6 protein-coding genes are annotated in these 20,501 nt (G+C 67.3%); all 6 read right to left on the bottom strand.

The window, feature by feature from the left end; all coding sequences use genetic code 11:
• Nucleotides 1-52: 52 nt before the first annotated feature.
• The 6 genes from J5474_RS19590 to J5474_RS19565 all read right to left on the bottom strand — a co-directional run bounded on the left by J5474_RS19590 (nucleotide 53) and on the right by J5474_RS19565 (nucleotide 20,481).
• Nucleotides 53-16,039: a PLxRFG domain-containing protein gene (locus J5474_RS19590; RefSeq protein ID WP_209363242.1), complete on the bottom strand. Its 15,987-nt coding sequence runs from the start codon at nucleotides 16,037-16,039 to the stop codon at nucleotides 53-55.
• Between the two features lie 96 nt (nucleotides 16,040-16,135).
• Complete coding sequence (locus tag J5474_RS19585) at nucleotides 16,136-16,411, bottom strand: hypothetical protein (protein WP_209363241.1); 276 nt, start codon at nucleotides 16,409-16,411, stop codon at nucleotides 16,136-16,138.
• A gap of 31 nt (nucleotides 16,412-16,442) precedes the next feature.
• Complete coding sequence (locus J5474_RS19580; RefSeq protein WP_209363240.1) at nucleotides 16,443-18,191, bottom strand: hypothetical protein; 1,749 nt, start codon at nucleotides 18,189-18,191, stop codon at nucleotides 16,443-16,445.
• A 4-nt stretch (nucleotides 18,192-18,195) separates the two neighbouring features.
• The gene (locus J5474_RS19575; protein ID WP_209363239.1) at nucleotides 18,196-19,062 is read right to left on the bottom strand and encodes a hypothetical protein; all 867 of its coding nucleotides are present in this window, start codon (nucleotides 19,060-19,062) and stop codon (nucleotides 18,196-18,198) included.
• Nucleotides 19,059-20,009, bottom strand: a complete 951-nt coding sequence (locus J5474_RS19570) for a tail fiber domain-containing protein (RefSeq protein ID WP_209363238.1) — start codon at nucleotides 20,007-20,009, stop codon at nucleotides 19,059-19,061. Before J5474_RS19570 ends, J5474_RS19575 begins: the two co-directional genes overlap by 4 nt.
• Complete coding sequence (locus J5474_RS19565) at nucleotides 19,993-20,481, bottom strand: GNAT family protein (protein ID WP_209363237.1); 489 nt, start codon at nucleotides 20,479-20,481, stop codon at nucleotides 19,993-19,995. The genes J5474_RS19570 and J5474_RS19565 overlap by 17 nt, the downstream gene beginning before the upstream one ends.
• Between the last annotated feature and the right edge of the window lie 20 nt (nucleotides 20,482-20,501).

Raw genomic sequence — 20,501 nt, 5'->3', positions numbered from 1 at the left:
GCTGCCTGCATAGCACATCCGTGCCACCCGGGAAAGACGGCACGGATGGGGATCAATCGAACAGGCTTCGCACCCTCGGAGCCCGCACGTATGGCTCCACATTCGGGTTGAGGTACACCCCGCCCGTGGTCGCTGCATCGGAGCGATACCCGGACCGTACCGATGTCCTGAGAGTCGCCGCCGAAATGGCGTAGAAGGGATATTCCCGATTGAAATCCGTGATCTGGCGAACGGCGCTCTCGCTGATCTTGCCATCCTGCTTCAGGCTCATGCGTGCCTCTCGCAGTGCCGCACTGCGGGCCTTGAGAATGCGCTGCTCGGCATTCTTGTCGCGCGAGTTCAACTCGTACTGGCGCGCGAGACGCGCGGGCGTGAACCCGGCAAACTGCATCGCCAGCTCCGCCGCGGTGAAGTCGTCCACGATGGGGTTGCCACGTCCGGTGGTGGCCCCCTCGGTGGCGTAGCGGAAGGACTTCAGCGCGTCCCGCGCCGCCTTCGGAAGCATGGTCTCGACACCCTTCTGCACGTCGCCCTCCGCAATCCGGTCCACGCCGCGCTTGATCTGCTGCGCGATGCCCGGCACGGCGCCGATGATCTGCTCCACCCAATAGGTGTACTCGTCCTCGCCGCTCAGTTCCCGGTCAGAGGACCGGAACCAGAGTTCCGGCATGCCCCAGCGGTTCGTCACGTCGATGCCCAGGGCCGCGCCCGGCACCCCGTTGAGGAAGGCCCGCACCATCCAGTTCGGCAAGACGGCAAGCAAGGCCTGCTCCGCCGTCTCCTCCAGCTCGTCCGCGCCGCCGCCGAAGAACATGCCCAGGAGCGCGGTCAGGAGCGCGTAGCCCCAGACGCCCTTGATGCCCGCATGCAGCATCATCGAGACCGAGATCCCGACAAGCTGGCGCCGCGCCTCGGCCCGCACCTCCTCGTCCGCCCCCTTCACCGACTGATGGATGTCGCGGAACAGGCGCCAGAGCATGTTGATCTGGAAGTTCTTGAACACCAACATCACGCGCAGCCAGTCGCGGTTCTGCATGATCCTCGGCCGCGAGGTATTCTGGTAGTCGAAGTGGCTTTTCCAGGTCAGTTCACCGGCCTTTGAAATCGCGCCCTCGTGGCCGTAGCCCTTGGCCCGCGCCATGCGGTAGGCCGCGAGGAAGGTCACTTCCCGGTTCAACCGCTCCGCGTGGTGGAAGAAGAAGGCGACCTTCTCCATGATCGCCGTGCGCGCCCGGTTGTACTCGATGCCCTGCTCGCCCACGCCCACGAGGTCGTGCGCCTGACTCTTGTCCACGATGCCGCGCTCGTAGGCCTGCTTCATGGCGGCCTTCTCCTCCGGCGTCAGGCTGGTGCTGGTCTCCGCCCATGCCCGGCCCTTGGTGAAGTCCCCCAGGGCGCGGGCAAGCTGCTTCAGCGCCACCGTGAGACCGCCCTTCCCGTGGAAGGCGCCGAGGATCGGGGCACCCACCACCGTCGTCTGCGTCAGGTTCGAGATCGCCGCCGCCGGCGTCACGCCGAGATACCAGACGAAAGCCGCCGTGGTCCCCGCCTGCGCCAACTTCGATCCCTTCGGGTTCATCACGAAATCATGGCGGTGCTTCATCTCGTTGACGATCAGGTCAGCCCGCACGGGATCGGGCGCGCCGCGAGCGTCCATGCGCGCGTCCTCAAGAGCTTCGGTCAGGTCCAGCCCGTATTTCAGGCGGGCCAGCTGGTGCCCGCCGTGGGCCATCTGGTAGCCGAAGGCGCGGAAGGCGTCGCCCACGTAGCCGGGCGTGCCCTTCCGGTGGATGCGATTCTTGCGCAGGGATAGGTCCGGCAGGGTCATCAGCCACCGCTGCCACACCTCGTCCATCACCTTGCGGTCGACGTTCACCTCTTCGAGGAGGCTTTCCACGTCCGCCACGAAGGTCGGATCGACGGCCTCGCGCAGGTTCATGCTCTCCATCGCCCCGACTTCAACGTCGTAACCCTCCTTGCGCATGCGCTCGGCTTCCGCGAACTGGTCCTTTTCCAACTCGAAGCGCGAGAAGCTGACCACCTTGCCCATCTTGTCGCGCGAGGTGACGTAGAACGTCCCGAAGCGTGCGAGCGGGAAATACGGCCCCTGCAGGCGGTTGCTCTCGAATTGGGCGCGCAGGGAGGCAAGGCGGGCCTGCATCGAGAAGCGGCTCATGGCCTTCGCCGTCTCCAGCGCCTGCTTGGCCTCCTCCATCGCCTCCTTGCGGGCCTTGCCGGTCAACCCGTCGTCGCGGATCTCGTCGATGCGCTTCTGGTAGTCGCGCTCCGCCCGGCGCACCGCGACCTTCATCGCCTTCTCGGCGTTGTCGAGGATCGCTTGGTCGAAGGCGTCGGCCATGCGCGCATACTCGTTGCGGATCGTGCGGAACATCTTCTGGAAGGGTGCCGGAAGGGCCACGTAGCGCGCACGGAGCTTCTGCCACATGCCGTAGCGGCGCTTGTCCTCGTCGATGCGGGCCTGGGCCGCAGCGCCCGTCTTGGAGCGCAGCCCGTAGCGTTCCACCAGCTCAGGGTCGCGCTTCTCGGCCAGCGCCACGAAAGCCTCGGAGGGGTCGATCTGCTCGATGGTGGCCTTGTGCATGAGGTCCATCATGGACTCGTTGGCCTTGCGGTTCTTGGTCAGCAGACCGCGCCACTCCTTTGCCACGTCGTCCATGTGGTTGTGGACCTTGTTGCGCAGGGCGTCCATCTGCTCCTTCAGGCGCAGGTAGCGCCGCGCGGCGGGAAGATCGGCCCCAAGCTCCTGGTACAGCGCCCGGCCCGGCACCATGGCCAGAAGCGAAACGTTGCCGTTATCCACGCCTTGCATCGCCTGCGTCATGATCGATGTCGTCAGGCGTTTCAGGCCCTCCTGCATGGTCTTCGCCTGCACGCTGGGGGCGCCCTCGGTGAAGGGTTGAGGGCGGCGCTTTTGGCGCGCGCTGGGGCGAGCATGCAGGAAGCGCGGGTCGGAGGCGTCGAAGGAGCCACGATTGAACGGGCTCTTGATCTGCTCGGGCTTGAACGCGATGAACACGTCCGCCGGGGCCTTACCGTCGATCCTGACCGACTCCGGGTCGCTCTTGAAGGCATCCAGCATCCGCTTCCATTCCGCCCGGCCTTCCATGGCTTCCGCCAGGTCCGCGTCGGAATGGCTTTCGTCTGCGGTCACGTCCGCGATTTCCGAGTCCCAATACTCGACGGTCTCGCGCAGCTCCACCAGCACCTCGTCCAGGTTGCGCTGTCCGGCGATGTAGTCCGGCAGCGTGAACAGCGCGAACTCGCTGTGCATGTCGAAGCTGACCGGCTTGCCGCCGATGGTGATGGTGTCGCTCCCCGCGTAGTCCAGTGCGTTGCGCACGATCAGCCCATCGTTCCCGGCGTCCTTCGCCTTGCGGATCTCGCCCGCGAAGCCGGTGACGCCCTTGTCGTTCCACTCGATGACGCGCGGGTTCTGGAGCGAAAGGTAAACCGGGATCAGGTTGGGACCGCTGGGCCGTTCGCTTGCCGTCCGGCCGCGCGCGTGTTCAGCGAAGGTGTTCGCCACCGTGGCGCTGGAGGAGAAGAAGAACCCCCCGTAGGCCGCGTCATGGCGCGTGGAAGATCCGAGCTTGTCGGGGTCGAAGGCGTCGAAATCCGCCGCGGTGCCGTGGTAGACGGCGAGGGGTTCGCCCGCGCTGTCCACCACCTTGGAGTTGCCGAACCATCGCCGGAAAGCCGCCGTCTCCGTCACGCGAGTCCGGCGCTGGCGCTTGCCGCCACCGCTGGGCGGCGTGTCGTCGGGATCATCACCCCCGGACGTGAACCGGCCCTGCGCGTCCCGCGCCTGGGCGCGCTGGCCCATCGTGCCGTTGGCAATCTGCTCGAACACTCGCCCGGCGCTGGCGAAGCCGTTGCCGCGCAGCGCGTTGCCGAGGGCTGCCAGAACGTCGCGGATGCGGCGCAGGAGGCCCGCCACGGGGCTTGCCTTGTCCTGCGCGCGAACCCAGGCGGCGAACATTTCTGCCACGGCTTCCTCGGTCTGTACCTGCGTGCTGGCGTCGGCATACTCGCGCCGAATGCGATCCATCAGCGCCTTGTCGGCCCGTGCCGCACGCACCAGCGCCTGCCACTCGGCCCGGGTGAAGATCCCCGCCTCGCCGCCCCAGAGATCGGGGTCGCGCAGCGCGTGGATCAGCTCGTGGTTCAGCACGGAGCGCGGATCGGCGGCGTCCTCTGCCACGCCGATCTGCCCGTCGTCGTAGAAGCCGTCGAGCCGCAGGGGCCCGGCTGTGATCTTGCGCCACGCGGCGGCCTTCACCCGCCCGCCAAAGCCCAGCCGCGCCAGTTCCGTGTTCAAGTCCGCCGTCATGGCCTTCATCACCGGCGCTTCGGGCTGTCCGTCCGCGCGGCGACGTTGCGCGGCCGTGGCCGGCGCCTCCACCTCGGGTTCCTTGGCCGCTGCCTTGCCGCCAAGCGCCGCGATGACTGCGTCGAGCTTCTTGTCGACCTCATCGAACCGCTCCGCGTCCGGCCAGGGCTTTTCCGCCTCGGCCTCGAACTGTGGAAGCTCTTTTATGGCCTCGGCCTTCTCGCGTCGCCATCCGGCGGCCTCGCGTCGGCTGCGCTCCGGCGTGACCGTGTCGCGGAACTTGCGCAGGGTCGCGGCGAACTCCCCGGAAGAAATCAAGCCCGCCTTGTTGTAGTAGGTGTTCTCCGCCACCTCCTCACCATCCGCCAGCAGGACGATCTGCGCGGCGAAGTCGCCGCCCCATGACGGATAGACCGAAACCTCCAGATCGAAGCCCATCGCCTCCACGCCATCCAGCGTCCGGGTTTCCAGCCCCTCCTGCTTGACCAGCGCATCGTTCAGCCGTTGTGCCAGGGCGCGTCCTGCATCCGCAAAGGTGATGTGGGTTTCACCCCCGACGATGACCTCTGCACCCTCGTCCCCGAACTGGCGCCGGATCAGCTTGTCCACGTCCTCCCGCGTCGTGACCGGAAGTCCCGCGACCTCGATCTTGAAGCGGCCCTTGGGCTTGTCGCCGCGCTGCTCCGCGATCAGCGTGTCCGCTGCCTCGCCTGCCTCCTCCGGGTCGGTGAAGCTCGTGCCCTCGATGGTGATGGAGCGGCGCGCGGCGCGATCCGCAACACCGGCGAGGCGCTTCTCGATCTCCCCGGCAAGGGTCTCCGCCGTCGCGGCCTTGTCGTCGGCCTCGTCGATGGTGCGCCGTGCGGCGGCGATGGAGGCGCGCAGCGCGTTGCGCTTGCGGCTGAACCGGCGCTGGCTCGCCATCAGCTTTTTACGTTCGCCGTCGAGCTTGATGCGGTCGACCATGAGCGGGTCGCCGGTGGCAAGGGCCGCCATCTCCGCCATGCTGGCGGATTCGGCGTCCTCGAACTCCATCAGGAACCGGCCATCGTACTTGCGGATGCCGTTGATGGCGCGCAGCTTCTGGCCGTTCAGATCCCACATCTTCGCATCGACGGTGCGCTCGGTGGCGTAGGCGATCACCTCCACCTCGAAGCCGTCCATGCCGTATTTCTCCAAGAGCTTGTTGCCCTGGCGGATGATGCGGCCCTCGCGCTGCTCGATGTCAGAGGGCTTCCACGTCACGTCGACGTGGTGCAGGGCCACGAGGCGATCCTGAACGTTGGTTCCTGCCCCCATGCGCGGGGTCGATCCGATCAGCACGCGGATCTTGCCATCGCGCACCTGCTGGAACATGGCCTTCTTCTTGACCTCTGTGTCGGCCTCCTGGACGAAGCGGATTTCCTCTGCCGGGAGGCCATCCGCCACGAGGCGCGACTTGATCTCGTCGTAAGCATTCCAGCCGCCCGCCAGGGCGTCGCGTCGTGCCTCGATGTCGGCCCGGTCGAACTTGTCGAGGGCTTCGACGGCCTTGGCCTCCGCCGCATCGTCGCCTTTCTTCACCGCTTCGTCGTACTTCTTCAGCGCGTCCTCGTAGGCCTGCACCACCTTGGCGTCGCCCTTGCCGGACGGCACGGACCGGTCGAGAAACACAACCTGCGTGCCCTTGTCCTTTTCCCACGCACGGTAGATGCGGGCGATGTTCTCGGCCACGGCAGCGATCTTGCCCGCATCGCCGTCGCCGGGGTTTCGCGCCTCTACCGCTCGGGCATCGAGGGCGACCTTGCGGGCCTTGTCCATGGCGCGCAGCCGGGCGGCGTTGCGCTCCTTCGGGTTCGAGATGAAGCGCAGGCTCTCGAAATCCTGCACGACCTCGTTGAGGATGTCCGCCTGTCGGGGGCCGGGCGCCACGGCGATCATGCGGCGGCTCTCGCCTTCCTTGGCATCCTTCACGCGCGGCACCGGGAAAGCGGCGCCGTTGTTGTCCTCTGTGAAGGCCTGCTTGATGTCCTCCAGCGTGACCGCGTCGGAAACGGAGTAGTAGAGCTCCATCAGGGTGCGCATGTTCGTCCACTCGCGCCCGAGTCGCGTCACCTCCTTCAGGCTGCCGGACTCGGTGGGTTCCCACTCGGAGGTCGCGGTGACGAAAAGCGTGCGCCATGCGTCGAAGTTCTCCAGCCCCATCTCGCGCAGCTGCGCGGGTGCGAGGTTGCGCAGCACCAGGTACATCTCGGAGACCGAGTTGGAGATCGGCGTCCCGGTCAGGAAGGCGATGCCCGCGTTCTGGTCATGCAGGGAGCGCAGCTTCAGGTGCAAGTCGATGGCTTTGCCCGAGCCGGTCTTGTTACCCATGCCGGAGACGCCCGTGAGGCGCGAAGAATACTGCAGGTTCTTGAACTCGTGCGCCTCGTCGATGGTCAGATCGTCGATCCCCATCTGCTGGAAGGATATAAGACGGTCGCGCGAGCGAGCTCTGACCTTCGCCATGCGTTCTTCCAGCTTGGTCACGAGCCGTTCGGCCTCGGCCACGCCCACGGGCTTCCGCCAGCCGGTGTCGGTGCCGTCTTCGGCCGCCTGTTCCTCCGCCTCCTTCACCGCCTTCAGCGCATCACGCAGTTCCTCGTCGAGGAAGGACATCTCGACGCTGGGATCGATCGGGATCATGCCGATTTGGCTATGGCCGATAATCACCGCGTCATAGTCGCCGGAGGCGATGCGAGCGAACAGGCGACGGCGGTTGGCCTTTTCGAAATCCTTCTTGCCTGCGACGAGGAGGTTGGCGCCCGGGTAGAGGAATCGCCAATCCTTGGCCCACTGCTCTGTAAGGTGGTTTGGCACCACGACCATGGGCTTGCGGCTAAGGCCCATACGGCGGCGCTCCATCACGCGAGCGATGGCGGTGAAGGTCTTGCCAGCACCGACGACGTGGTCATAGAGCACGGTGCGGTCGGTGATTCCGCGCCAGATCGCGTTCTTCTGGTGGCGGCGCATGCGCACCGCCGGGTTGGCACCGGAGAGCTTCAGGTGCGAACCGTCGCGCTGGCGGGTCACGCGGGTGTTGAACTTTTCGTTGAACAGCTTGACCAGGTGATCGCGGCGCGCGTCGTCAGCGAAAACCCAATCCTGGAACTCGTTCGCCAGCTCCTCGCCGCGCGCCTGGCTTTCGCGCGTGGCGTCCTCGTCCACCACGGTCTTTTCTTCGAATTTATATGTGATCTTGATGGGCGACGAGTTCATCACCGCGTTGATGATCTCGACCGGCGACCAGGAGCGCGCTTCTGTCGTTTCCCACTGCGTGGCGGACTTGCCCTGTGCCGACAGGGTCCAGGTGTTCGACAATGACTGGTAAACCGCATGCCCCTGCGTGTAGCCGACGTGCTGGAGGAAGTCGGCGTAGACGCGCGGCGGAATCCAGTTGGCACCGAGCGACGGGGTGATCTCGGCAGGCCCCCAAGGTTCCGGGGCAACTGCCTTCAGCGCCTGCACGTTGCCTTCGAGCCCGGCCGCCTCGGCGGCGGCCAGCTTGCGCCGTACTTCGCCGGACAGGTACTCGTCGACCGTAACCCAATGGCCCTGCTCCGGGTCCAGGAAGCCGCGCGGTGTGTCGCCCTCGGAGAGCTTGCTGTGAACATCCGCCTCGTCCGTCCCGAGGAGGGATGCCATGCGCTCGATGTCGAGCCCGCCGCGTTCGGCCAGGACCGTGGTGATGGCATCGTCGAGCGTGTCGACATGGTCGATGCGCTTCGGCGGCACGATGACGCGCGCCGAGAGGATGTCGGCATCCTTCACCTTGACGGTCTTCGCCTGCGGCGCGGACACGAGATCCTCCACCGCGAGGATCAGGCCGCCATCCGGCATGCTGTCCGCGATGGACCGCACACGGCTCTGGTGCAGGGGGCCGTGCGTATCGACGAATGCGCGGTAGGCCTTGCGCAGCACCTCCCGGTTGGCCTCGATCTGGGCCGCCGGCGCGTCCTGCGCCTCAAGCGAGACCTGCTGGCGGAAGGCATCGCGGATCGGCAGCATGGCGCGCAGCTGCGCAATGCGCTTCGCTCCCCATTTCGCCGCAGGTGGGATGCTGGCGGTATCAGAGATGACTTCCACGGTCTTTACGTTGAAGTTGGTGACGCGCCCCTCCTTGTCGCGGCGCTTCACCTTCTTGCCAGCCTCGTCCAGAAGGTCGACCTCGCGGCGCCAGAGCCCGTCGTCCCCGACGAAGTAGTCGCTGCTGTAGGGGGTGTCTGCGGTGATCGCGCGCTCTTCCAGGATGCTTGCATCCCCCTCCTCGCGTTCCATAACGGCGACCAACGTCCCGTTCTCGTTGACACGGACCTGCCCCGGCTCCGCGCCACGGATGGCAAGGTCCATGGCCTCGGCCAGCCGATCAAAGCGTTCTGTGGTCCGCTTGGCGACGGAATCATGCGGCGTTGCGCTTGGCAGGCGCGCGATGGCGTCGGAGAGGCGCTGCTCGATGTCCTCGGCGGGCAGCGTGACGGACAACTCGTTGGTCTTGTGCATCGTGCCCGTGGCGCCGATCTCGCCCAGCACCATGTGCGGATTCCGCTCGAAATACCCGTTCATTACGAGCCGTTCGCCGCTGCCTTTCGGATCGTCGAACTCCGTGGTCTTGAGCCAGCCGCTGAAGTTGCGGGTCAGGTCGGGCAGTTGCGCCGCCTGGTCCTTGTCGAGATCGGGGGCCTTGCCGGTGTTGGTCTCCGCCACGATGGCGGCCTCCACGGCTGCCTCGTCCGCGGTGTGGCGCCGGAACACGAGGATGTCGGTGACAACTTCGGTGCGGGCGTTCTCTTGGAAGGCGGAGGACGGCAGGCGGATCGCACCTTCCAGCGTGCCGAGGCGTGCCAGCGCGACGCGCGAGCTGATGTCCTTCGCGTCCATGAGGTAGCGGCTGACCACCATGGCGAGCGGCGCCCCCGGCTCCAGCGCACGCAGCGAGGCGAGGAAGAACTGGTTGTGGATCGACCTCCGGTTCACCTCCGGCAAGTGCTGGAAGTAGAGCGAGTCCGTCCCGAAGGGCGGGTTGCCGATGGCGAGGGCAAAGCGGCCCTGCGGCAGCGGCACATTCTGGAAGCCTGAATGGAAAACGGTTGCGTCCGGGTAAAGAAGCTTGGCGATGCGCGCGGTGATGCTGTCGTATTCCACCGCCATCACGCGGCTTTTGCCTCGCAGGCCCTCGGGCATCAGGCCAAGGAAGTTGCCGACCCCGGCGGAGGGCTCCAGCACGGCACCGCCGGAGAACCCGACGCGTTCCGCGATCTTCCACAGGCCATTGACGACTGTCTCGGACGTGTAATGCGCGGCCTTGACCGAGTTGCGCGCCGCGCGCAGCTCCATGGGCTCGAGGATGGCTTCGAGGCGCGCGACGCGGTCCTCCCAGCCCTTGGCGATGCCTTCGCCCTCGTCCGATCCGGCAGCGCGGAAGGCATTCTTCAGCCCGCCCCAACCGACGTAGCGCGCCAGGATGGTTTGCTCCCTGGGGGTGGCACGGCGGCCTTCGCCCTCAATCCGCTTCAGCGTCTCAATGGCGGCGATGTTGTCGTTGAACTTCTGGGCCGGTCCGCCCTGCCCAAGCTTCAGATCGGGCGTGATGACGAAGTCGGTGCCGGGGAGTTGCGCGCTGGCAGCCTGCTGTACCTCGGTGGAGAACAGGTCAGCCTCGGCGGACTCCTTCGGCGTCTTGCGCTTGGCTACTCGTCGTTTTCCGGGCTTGGATACAGGTCGTCCCGCACGATCTCCTCGGCCTCGTGACGTTGCATTCCCTGCCCCATCATCCCCGTCACCCGCGCCGCTATTTCCCCGCCCTCCTGGTTCGCCGTCTCGTCCAGCTTGCGCAGGTTCTTCAGGCGCCTGTACCGGTTCGGAAGGTGTTCCCGCCAGTGGTTCTTGAGCGTCGTCGCGTACTCGTTCGCCAGCATCGTCCTGACCCTCCTTGGACTCGGCCTCCATATCAGATGGGGTGGCTTCTGTCGAGTTTCCAGCCTCCTCGGCGGCCAGCGCGGCGCGCACGGCGGCCATCACGGTTGCGGCGTCGTCCAGATCGGAAATGTCCTTCCCGTCGAGGTCCATCTCGTCGCGGACGTGATTGTAGGCCGCCCGCATCGGTGCCTGCGCCTGGCGCATGGTAAGACCGGCATCCCGCGCGAAATCCTGCAGCATCTCGGCAAAGCGGCGGGTGCCCGCCTCCATGTAGAGCGCAACCAGCTCACCGCCGAGGATGATGTAGTCGGGGTCGATGCCGGAACTGATCTGCGTGCGGGCCTTTTCGGCCAGCCGTCGCTTCAACTCCGCCGCCCGGTCCTGCTTCTCCTGGGGGAGCGAGGAGAGGATGCCTGCGGCCTTCTCCGGGACCTTATGCGGAGCGGGCTCAGGGGCCTTTTCCGGCTTCTGCGCCGGTGCGGAGTCTGCGGCCTTCGGCAAGGTGAAGTCGATCGGTTCCGGGGCGGCATCGTTGATCGCCTTGAGGCTGGCCGCGTCGATGACGACTCCCTGAACTGCGAACTCCCGCAGGGCTTCGGCAATCCCGCCGTTCAGCAGGTTGGTGGCCCCATGGTAGGGCGAATAGTCATCACGGAAATACGGCCCTATCTTGTCGAGGTCCGCATCCGACAGGCGGGCCAGCCAGTCGCCGTAGGCCGCGACATCCGGCGCAATCCCGGCCCGCTGATCGCGGAACGGGTCACGGTCCTGCTCGACGTAACGCCGCGCCACGGTGTCCTTGAACAGTTTCAGCCGCTTGTTTTCGCGCCAGGATGTCGCAAGCTTGTCCTGCTTCACATCCTCGGGCTTTGCGCCATCCGCCAATAGACTGCGGCGGTCCTCGATGGCCTTCTCCACCTCGCTTTCCTGCACTCCGTGCCGTCCCTGGAACACCACCTGTCCCTGCGGATCGATCACCTGCGTCCGGTTCACCTCGCGCTTCACCACGAACCCGTCATCGGTCATGCGCGTCTGCGTAGTGCTGGGCTCGCCCCCGACCATCAGCCGCTCGTATCCGGGGCGGTCGTCCATGTTCGGGCGGATCTCGACTGTCTTGACCGGGGTGGAGGCGCGCGCGGGCTTCTTCGGCTCCGCCTTCTTCTCCAGCGCGTCGGATACCTCGTCGATCACCTCGGACAGCGGCTTGTGGCGCTTCAGGAGCCGGTTGGACGCCTTGTCCAGATCGTCAATGGCCTCGGCCACGTTGCCCGCCTCGATCTTGCGGATGGCGGCGCGCACGAGGTTGCGGGCGCTGGCCTCCGGCGTGCCGTTGCGCAGAGACATGGCAGCCATTTCGTCAGCGACTTCGGAGAGTCGGCCGAGGCTGGTGAACAGGTCGCCCTGCGCCCGGCTTCCGGCCTCCTTGACCTTGCCGAGGCGCTTCCGGGCCTCGGGGTCGTTCGCCATGAAGAAGGCGTAGGCGAAGCCCTCCGGCGTGGTGCTGCGCTGCTCCTTGCCGAGCGGATCGTCGCCGCGCATCTGCGACTGCATCTTGGAACCGTCCGTGGCCTTCACGTTCGCCAGCGGCAGATCGGGGTTGAAGTCCCCGAAAAGCTGCGTGTGCTTGGTGTAGGTGTCCCCGAAGTTGGACGGATGGAAGCGCAGCAGGGGCTTTGTCAGGCTGGTGACGTTCTGGATGCGCCCGATGGGGTTCTCGAGAACGTGGAAGCCGGGTCGCGCCTCGCGCACCACGTCGCGGGTGGCCTCATAGAGCATGACGTTGAAGGCCAGAGGGCTCTTGGCGCCGGACAGGAGCCCGGCCCTGCCGAATACCTTCTCGACGGCCTCGGGGCTTTCCACGTCGTGCAGTTCCTGCCACCAGCGGGCGCCGGAACCCGCGAAGGTCGTGCAGGGGCATGCAGAGAGAACACCGGCGATCTCGTGGCCCTCGCCGCGGTACTCGGCCACGCGCTCCAGCACATAGGCGGCGTCCCGGATGATGTCGGTGCCGTGCTTGATGTCATGGCGCACCACCTGGTAGCCCGCATCCGCGAAGGGCTGCGACCATGCGCCGGTGTAGTCGAACAGGCTGATGATGAGCCGGTTGCGGTTGACCCCGCTTTCCCCGATCTCCCTGGCGATCCGCTTCCACTCCTCGACGCGCGCCTGCGCCTCGTCGAGTTCGATGAACGGCCCCTTCTTCTCCATGGTGGCGAAGGACTGCGTCTTGGCCGGTGCCGGGAAGACCTGCGATTCCTGCATCGGCTCGGAGCCGTCGTCCTCGGTGCCGTAGAGGTTCGGGCCCGGGGCGATGGCGTCGATGGGCGGCGACATGGTCTCGCTGTCTTCGAGGAACTGCATGGCCTCCGCCATGGGCGATCCGTCCAGGATCACCTCGCCGGTGTCCTCGTCGCGTGCCGGCCAGAGGGCGCCCTCGCCTTTCGTCTGGCGCAGTTCCTCCGCGATCTCACGCGCGTGGTGCAAGGCCCCCTCGATCACGTCGAGCCACTGGTCCTGCCCGGTGCCATCCATGCCGCGCACGTCCGTGCCGCGCTCGCGCATGGCCGATTCCGCGCGCCGGGCCATGCTGTCGAGTTCGGCAATCACCTCGCCTGCGGGCGTGTCGCGGTACTTGGCGATGGTTGCATTCTCGCGCCGGTCGAGACGGTCCGCCAGCTTGAAGGTGAACCCAGCGGGGCGGGTCTTTGGGGGAGGGGAAATTTCCTCCCCTCCCCCCTGCTCATCGCCGTCATCCTTGGCATAGAGTGGGGCATCCGGCGTAATGGCCCTCGCCGGTTCGCGCACCGTCGCGCCGCGGCCCTCCGGGACCATGGGCTTCTTGGTGTCGCCGTTCGCCAGCCATTCCTTGAATTCGCCCACGGTCATCTTCGACACGCCAGCGCGGCGCTGCGGCCCCTTGCCGTCGCTGAACCCCGCGTCGTAGAGATCCTCCGCCTCTGCGCGGTCTTGCGTGCCGAGAACCACCTTGTGCTCGTCGAACTCGCCGGTCTTCGCGTCCACCTGGTCGATCACGAATACCGTGTCGGACTGCTCGTCCGGCCCCATGTAGAAATCGACGTGGTCGCCGTCCGCGCCTTCCGTGCGCTTGAAGTAGCCGTAGTCGGCGGGCATCGTGACAGACCACGCATTGCCGGAGGCGTCGGTGCCACTGCGCTCGGCCCCCTTGGCGTTCTCGATGGTCATGTCGAGCCCGTTCCAGCGGGCGTGGCCCTTCTTGTAGTTGCCCGCCTCCTTCTGGGCCTCCGTGGGTGCCGGTGCCGCCTCCTGCGCCGCCGCTGCCACGGTATCGGCGCCCGGCCCGGCGCGCTTGGCCGCGAAGTCGTTGAGCGCGTCGGTGTTGGCCCGGTACATGCGGGTGATGCGGCGCTTGGTGCCCTGGTCGATGTCGGCCCATACCTTGCGGGCAAGGTCTCCAGCCTCCCCGATCTCCGAGGCGATCATGCGCCGGGTGTCCTCGTCGGACTGTTCCCAGAAGGTCTTGGGCGCGACGGCCTTGCCCGCTGCCGGGGGCGCTACTTCCGGGCTGACAGCACCGCGTCCGTCGCCTGCAGCAGGCGCTGCGCTTCCGCTTTCCGGCGCGGGCTGGCCTGCGGGCTCGACAGCACTGCCGAGAGCTTCTCCCGGGATTGCGTCAGCCGCGTCAGGCGTTCCTGCGGGTTCGGTCGCGGGGAGGTAGTCGTCGTCGAAGGTCTCGGATTCTGTGACATGGTCGATGCCTCGCGTCAGGGTGTCGATGATGGCGTCCTCGACGTCTCCGCCGAGGGTGTTCAACTGGTCGATGATCGTGCTGTGTTCCTCGGGCGTCATGTCCGTGACGCCCAGGGCCTGGATGGTGTGGTCGAGGTCGCGCGCGATCTGTGTCATGCGCTCGTCCGGCGTCGAGATGTCCTGATCCGGCGAGGGCACGACAAAGGGTTGCGGCGGCAGCGTCGGCGGCTCCGGCTTCACCTCGTAGCCTTCGAGGTCCAGCGGCGCGGCCTCCTGCGCTGCCGCCTCCAGCCCGGCGACGTGCTGCGCGTCGATCTCGGCCAGGTGGTTGATGGGCGCGACGGAAACCTCTCCGCTCGCCATTTGCTCGCGGGTGATCTTGATCGGCTTGCCGTCGACGGTGAAATTCGCGCCCTCGGCGTCCTCGCCGTCATAGGTGGCCTCGATCACGGCCCCGGCGGGGGTGGTGATGCGCACCTCGGCGCCAGCGGACAACCCGCCGCCCAGGCTTTCGGGGGCCTGCTGCGCCGCGCGGCTGATCGGACCAATGGGCGGGGTGTCCGGCCCGCCAAGGTTGATCTGCCCCGGCGGCAGGGCCAGCGGGTCAGGCTCCGGTGTGGTATCCTGCGGCGTGGGCGGCAGCGCATCGTCCTGCTGGGGACGCTCGCCGCGCAGCCCGCCGATGGCGCCCGTGGGGCCGCCGGCAAGGCCGCCCATGACGAAATCCCCGAAGGTGCCCTCGGTCGGATTCACCTCCATGCCCGCGCCCATGCCGGTTCCGACGTTGGTGGCGACGGTCTCTGCGGCTTCCTGTGAGCCTTCCTCCAGCGCGGAGATCCCGGCTCCCCCAGCCACGCGGGTTGCAACGGACTTTCCGGCAAGACCGGCAACGCCACCCTCCACGATGCGGCCCGTGGCGGCACCGCCGAGGGCACCTACGGGGGCGGCGAGGATGGCCGCGACACGTTCCGCCGCCTGCGCTGTGAGCTCCATGGCCTCCTCGGGCGTGGCACCGGCGGCGACAAGCTCGTTGAAGTAGGCGCTATCCTTGGCAAGGCCCTCGGGACCGGCCTGCACGATGGTCTCGCGCGCCTGCTCGGCCGCGCCGCCCGCCGACTGCGCACCGCCCATGGCCGCACCCGCAGCGGGCTGGCGCGTGGCAACGGAGGTGGCGATGATCGGGGCCATGGAACCGAAGACGTCGAGCGTCAGCATGGCGATGCCGCGCATGCTGGGGTCTTTCCCGAAGGTCCACGTCGAGGGGGCGAACAGGTCGCCGTCCGGCGTGCTGTTGGCGATGGCGTCCTTCGTCGCCTGACTCACGCCCGCCTGGATGTCCTTGCCGAGTCCGGTGACGCTCGATCCGACCTCGCGGCCAACGCCGGTCATCGGTCCATCGGTCACGCCCTGCGCCTCGTCCGGGTTCATCAGCAGGAGGAACTGCTCGGCCACGCTCCTGACCAAGCCGGTCACGCCGGTCAAGGGGCGGTGGGTGATGGGGCTCTCGGCGTTCCGGTAGGCACCGGCGATGGCGGAGCCCGTGCCTTTCACGACGCCCCCGGCGAGTTGCCGGGCCGCGTCCCCCATGATGCCGGGTTGATCCTCCGGCGCGTTCGCGGGCGCAGGATCCGCCGCCGGTTTACGGCTGGCAGCGATACTTTCGGCCAGCTGAAGGAGCTGGTCCGTCGCCGCCGTGTCGCCCCGCAGAACAGTCTCAAGGCCTTTCCGCACGTCTCCGCCCGTGGCCTCGATGGCGTGGCCCAGCACCTCGGCGGCGCGGGCGGGTTCAACTCCGCCCGCCTCGACCGTGGCCTGGATGACATTCGGCGGCACGCGGTAGCGCGCGGAAAGGCTATTGTAGTCGGGCTTGGGGGGGTCGATCCCGAGCGGCGTCTCCGGCGTGGGCGCAGAGGGCGGTGTCGCTGGGTCGGTGGTGAAGATGGAGCGTTCCGGGCGGTGTCCGGCTTCCTCCTTCTGGATACGTGCAAGTGCGGGATCGATCGAGAAGGAGTTACGCGGGTCCATGCGAACGGGCCTCATAGCTGAGTGGCTAAAAGCCCGCGCGTCATGCGCGGCGTCATGACCGCGCTTATATCATCGGCAGAGAGTTCGGGGAAGGCGTCAGGCGCGACCGTTGAAACGGAAACCGGCCCAGACGGCAACGGCCAGCGAAAGCGGGATGATCCATGCCGTGCCGGTCAGCAGGTAGGCGATCCCGGCGGGGAACAGCCCGTAGGCAAGGAACACGAGCCCGTGGGACAGGTCGGATCGGCAGTCCTCGATGTGGCGGCCCGTCACGCGGTGCATCGCCATGATGGCGCCGCGCCATGCGAGCCAAGCCGCGCCGAAGGTGGCGAAGACCTGCACGAGCCAGAGAAAGACCTGCTGTTCAACCATGATCTGAACGTGGGTGCGCGCCCGAGTCGTGTCAACCCCCCGGCGTGAGGCGGAAATCTGGCATGGGCAGTCCGCCCGGCCCCTGTCCGCTGGCCTGCGGCGCGCTCCGCCCGCCCCGCGCGAGGGCCTCGCCGCGCAGCAGGTTCTCGTAGGCGCGGGCGAACAACTCGTCGTCGCTGGGCATCAGGATTTCCTCCTGACCAAATGCCGTGTTCTTGTTCTGCTCGATAATGTCGTCCTGCAGGCGCTTGGCCTCGGCCATCACATCCTCGCGCTTGATGATGCTCTTGGCAGACTTGCGGCGTTCCAGCTCGGCATTCACCGATGCGTCGTGGCGTTCCAACAGGTAGTTGAATGTCTCCTGCGGGTTCACGAGGCCGAGAAGCTGGGCGGCAAGGTCGCCCTGGTCCTCGACGCGCTGCTGGAACTCCTGCCCGCGCGAGTCCCGGAAGGTGATGACCAGCGCCGAGGGTTGCCCGTTCTGGTAGGTCTCGAAGGCGCTTTTCTCGCGCACGATGTCGTAGCCGTCGTTCACGCTGGAATACATCTTCTCGATGTTGTCGAGCGTGCCGTTGAGGTCTCCGATGGTCAGCGAGAAGGCGAGATTGGCGAACTCCTTCTGCACGGCCTTGCCGTTGTCGGACTCGATCCACTGGTCGAAGGCCCGCGCCTTGTCGATTTCGCCGCGCTGTAGGTAGAACTGCTGGATCTGGGGCACAGCCACGCGCTTGTAGGTGTCCATGAAGGACTCGGTGGCCTGCGTGCGCTGCTGCGGCGTCGCGCGCTGGCCAGGCGTAAGGATGCCTTGCTGCGCGGCCACGGACACTCCGGCGGAAGCCGCCTGCACGCTTGGGTCGGATGCCGGATGCTTCTCCGCTTCCCCGATTCCGAAGGCCTGCCCGCGCGTCTCCGCGCCCTGCCCGAGGGCGAAGGCTCCGGGTTCCACGGGAATACCTGCGGCCATGCCCCGCGCTGGGCCGGCGCTGGTGGTGACGGTCTGGGCCGGTGCCGCAGGCGCGGCGGGTTCCTGGTCCTGGGTGGCGGGTGCGGCGGTCTCGCGGGTGAGGTAGGGCTCCCTGCCATCCGGCGGCAGGCGCGACCAGACGCGCTCGGGGGTCACGCCGGGGTATTCCGCGATGATCTCGTGCACCTTCGGGTCGTCCAGGAAGGACTTCGGCGGCCCGTCCGTGGTGTCCGTGGCCGATGCCTGCTGCGGTACGGCAGGCGGCGGCGCAGCAGGAGCCTGCGCGGGAGCGGCTGCGGGCGCCTGCACGGTGGCCTGTCGGCTCATGGAAGGATCGAGGGCGAAGATGCTGCGCCCGGAGCGCGGCGCGGGTAGTGCCTCTGGCAACTGGCCCGCGTCGATGATCCCCCGCCCCAGTGGAGCGGGGGGGCGGGCGGCCTCTGCGGCGGCGTAGGCATCCGCGAATGCCTGCCGCTCGGCGGCAGCCGCCTCCCGGACGCGGGCGGTCTCGGCATCGTCTGTAGCGTTGTTCCTGCGCTCCCGGGCGCGTTTATCTTCCTCGTAGGCACGCGTCGCATCGTCGTCCCGGCGCTTCCGCTCCCGCTCGGAGAGCGTGTAGTCGCGGTCCTCGAAGTCCCAATCGCGCTTCTTGCGCGCGTGGTCGCGGGTTTCGTCGGTGTAGGCGTAATCCGTGGCCCTGCGCTCGCGGTCCTCCTTCTCGCGGTCGCGCCTGGTCTTGGCGTCGCGGATCTGCGCGCCCATGGTGTAGCCGTCGAATGCGCCTTGCAGGAAGCCTGCGACACCGCTCTGAGCCATCGTCTCACACTCCGAAGTTGTAGGTGCCGACCGGGGCGCCGGTCGCAATGCCGCGCCCGAGGCGCGCGTTCAGCATGTCGGACATCGTGTCCGAGGCCGGCGCCGCCGCCTGTGGTGCAGCCTGCGGCGCTGCGGACGGCAGGGCCACGCTCTCGACGGCTGGCGCGACGGTGGTTCCCGGGCGCGCGGCGTACCGGCTGGGGTCGCTCGGCCCCTTGTAGCCTTCCCATGCGCCCAGCCCCTGCGTGTTGCGGATGTAGAGACCCATGGCGTCCTGCAAGGCGGGCGTCATGCGCTCGTTGCCCTTGAGCCCCATGCCTTTCTTGACGCCGCGCAGGGTCTTCCCGACGATCTGGAAGCCGCCCATGGGGGTCGCGACGGTGCCGTCGTTTCTGCTGGCGACCCACTGCGCGTATTCGCCCTTCGGGTTCGAGAAGCGGATGGCGTCGTCCACGGTCATGTCGGTGAGCTTGATGTTGGAGAACCGCCCGCCCTCGCGATTGGAGAAGCCGAACAGCGCGTCGTAATCGCCTTTGCTTTCGCCATCGAAGATACCCGCGCGCTCCTGCTCCCAGCTGGCCGGCGCCGACTGGTTGAGAACATCCGGGCTTGCATCGACGCCGTTGCCGCTGGGGGTGAACCGCTCCCCGGTCCAGTTGAAATCGCCGTCACCCTGGGCGCGCGGCTCCACGATGCCCAAGGCCTCGAGAATGCCGCGCCCGGGCCCGCGGTTGTCCCCGCCTCCCCATGCGCCGGGCTCGCCGTCCAGGACACGACCGTAAATCGCGTCGTGCAGGGTCCGGCGGTCCTTGATGTCCTGCCCCGCGACGTAGCCGCCCGTCAGCCCCTTGAGAAACGCGCCCCCGCTCATGCCGTCCGCCCTTCCATCTTCTCGACCTTCTTGGCGAGTTCCTGCACCGCCCCCATGGTAACTCCGATGGCGTCGACCACGGGGATGGTCTTGCCGTCGCCCTTGCCGGTGGCGGCGTGGAAGTCCTCGGCATAGGGGCCGACATGGCGCCCGCCGTCGCCCTGCCCCGGCTTGTAGCGCCAGTCCTCGACCGGCATCGACTTGAGGGTTTCGAGGACGCCGCGCGCGGGCTTCTTGTCGGTCTTGGCCTCTTTGGAGGAGAGCATGGAGATCCCGAGGCCCACGACACTGCCGACTCCGCTCATGGTGCTGGCGCGGGCGTCCTGGTCGGCCTGCCACGCCCGCATCTCCGAATTGTGCTGGCTGGTGAGGAGCGACCCCTGCTGCCCGTAGCCGCTCATGGCCCCGCTGAAACCAGAGCTTGCGGCGCCGTTCGCCAGTCCGAGCGAGGTCGCCGGGTTCACGGCCAGCCCGGAGCCCAGGTTGATGGCGTTCGCCTGCATGGCGTCGGCCTTGCCCTCGGCTGCGGTGCGCGAGGCGAGGCGGGTGGTGTTGGCGGCGCCGGTCTTCGCTGCGGCCTCGGCCAGCGCGCTCGACCGGGTGGCGGAGGCGAAGCGCCCGGAGGCGGGATTGACGCCCATCGAGGCCATCTGGCGCTCGTTCTGGTCGTTCATCGCGTCGAACTGCATGCCGACATCGGCAGTGGCGCGGCGCACGTCCGCATCCACCTTGCCGTAATCCGGCCCGGCGTTTGCCCTTGCGATGTAGGCGTCCTGCTGCGGCTCGAACACCGACTTGTAGCGCGCCCGGTCCTCGGATGCCCACTGGTTGGAGATAGCCGATTGGTCCTTCATCCAGGCGAGAAAGTCCTCGCCGGTCTGAGCGGACTTCATCGCCGCAATCCCAATGTTGGGATCCGGCTTCGGTGCGCTACTCTTGCCGCCCATGGTCATCTCCTTTCAGGTAAACGCAATCGGGTTCAGCCAGCGTCAACAGGATGCCGTCCGCGCCGCCACTGAGGACGCCCTGCACGCGGCCCTGCACTTGCCAGCCCGATTTCAGGGCCATGACGAGGGCGGGCACGTTGCGGGCCGCGATCACCGCCTTCAGGATGCGCGCGTCCATGTGGTGGAAGGCATAGAAGAACATCGCGGTGAGGATGTCGCGGGTTGCCCAGCGGCGATCGCCGTCCGAGGCGAAATGCACATCCACCTCGCCCTTGTAGACCTCGTAGAGGATGCAGGCGGCGCGCAGGGTGCCGGTCTCGATCTCGACCACGGCCAGAGCCCAGGCGGACTCGGGAATGCTGCCCATGTCGCAACGCGGCGCGGCCCATGCCTTGATGGCCTTCTGATCTGCGAGGGTGATGCCGAGCGTCATGTCCACGGGTCCGGTCGTGTGGCGGGTGACTGCAAGCACGTCTTGCGCTCGGTGCGGCG

Source organism: Sagittula salina, assembly GCF_017813235.1.
Taxonomy (GTDB): Bacteria; Pseudomonadota; Alphaproteobacteria; order Rhodobacterales; family Rhodobacteraceae; genus Sagittula; species Sagittula salina.
The sequence above is the reverse complement of the archived record's forward strand: the minus strand, read 5'-3'. Positions and strand labels throughout refer to the sequence as shown.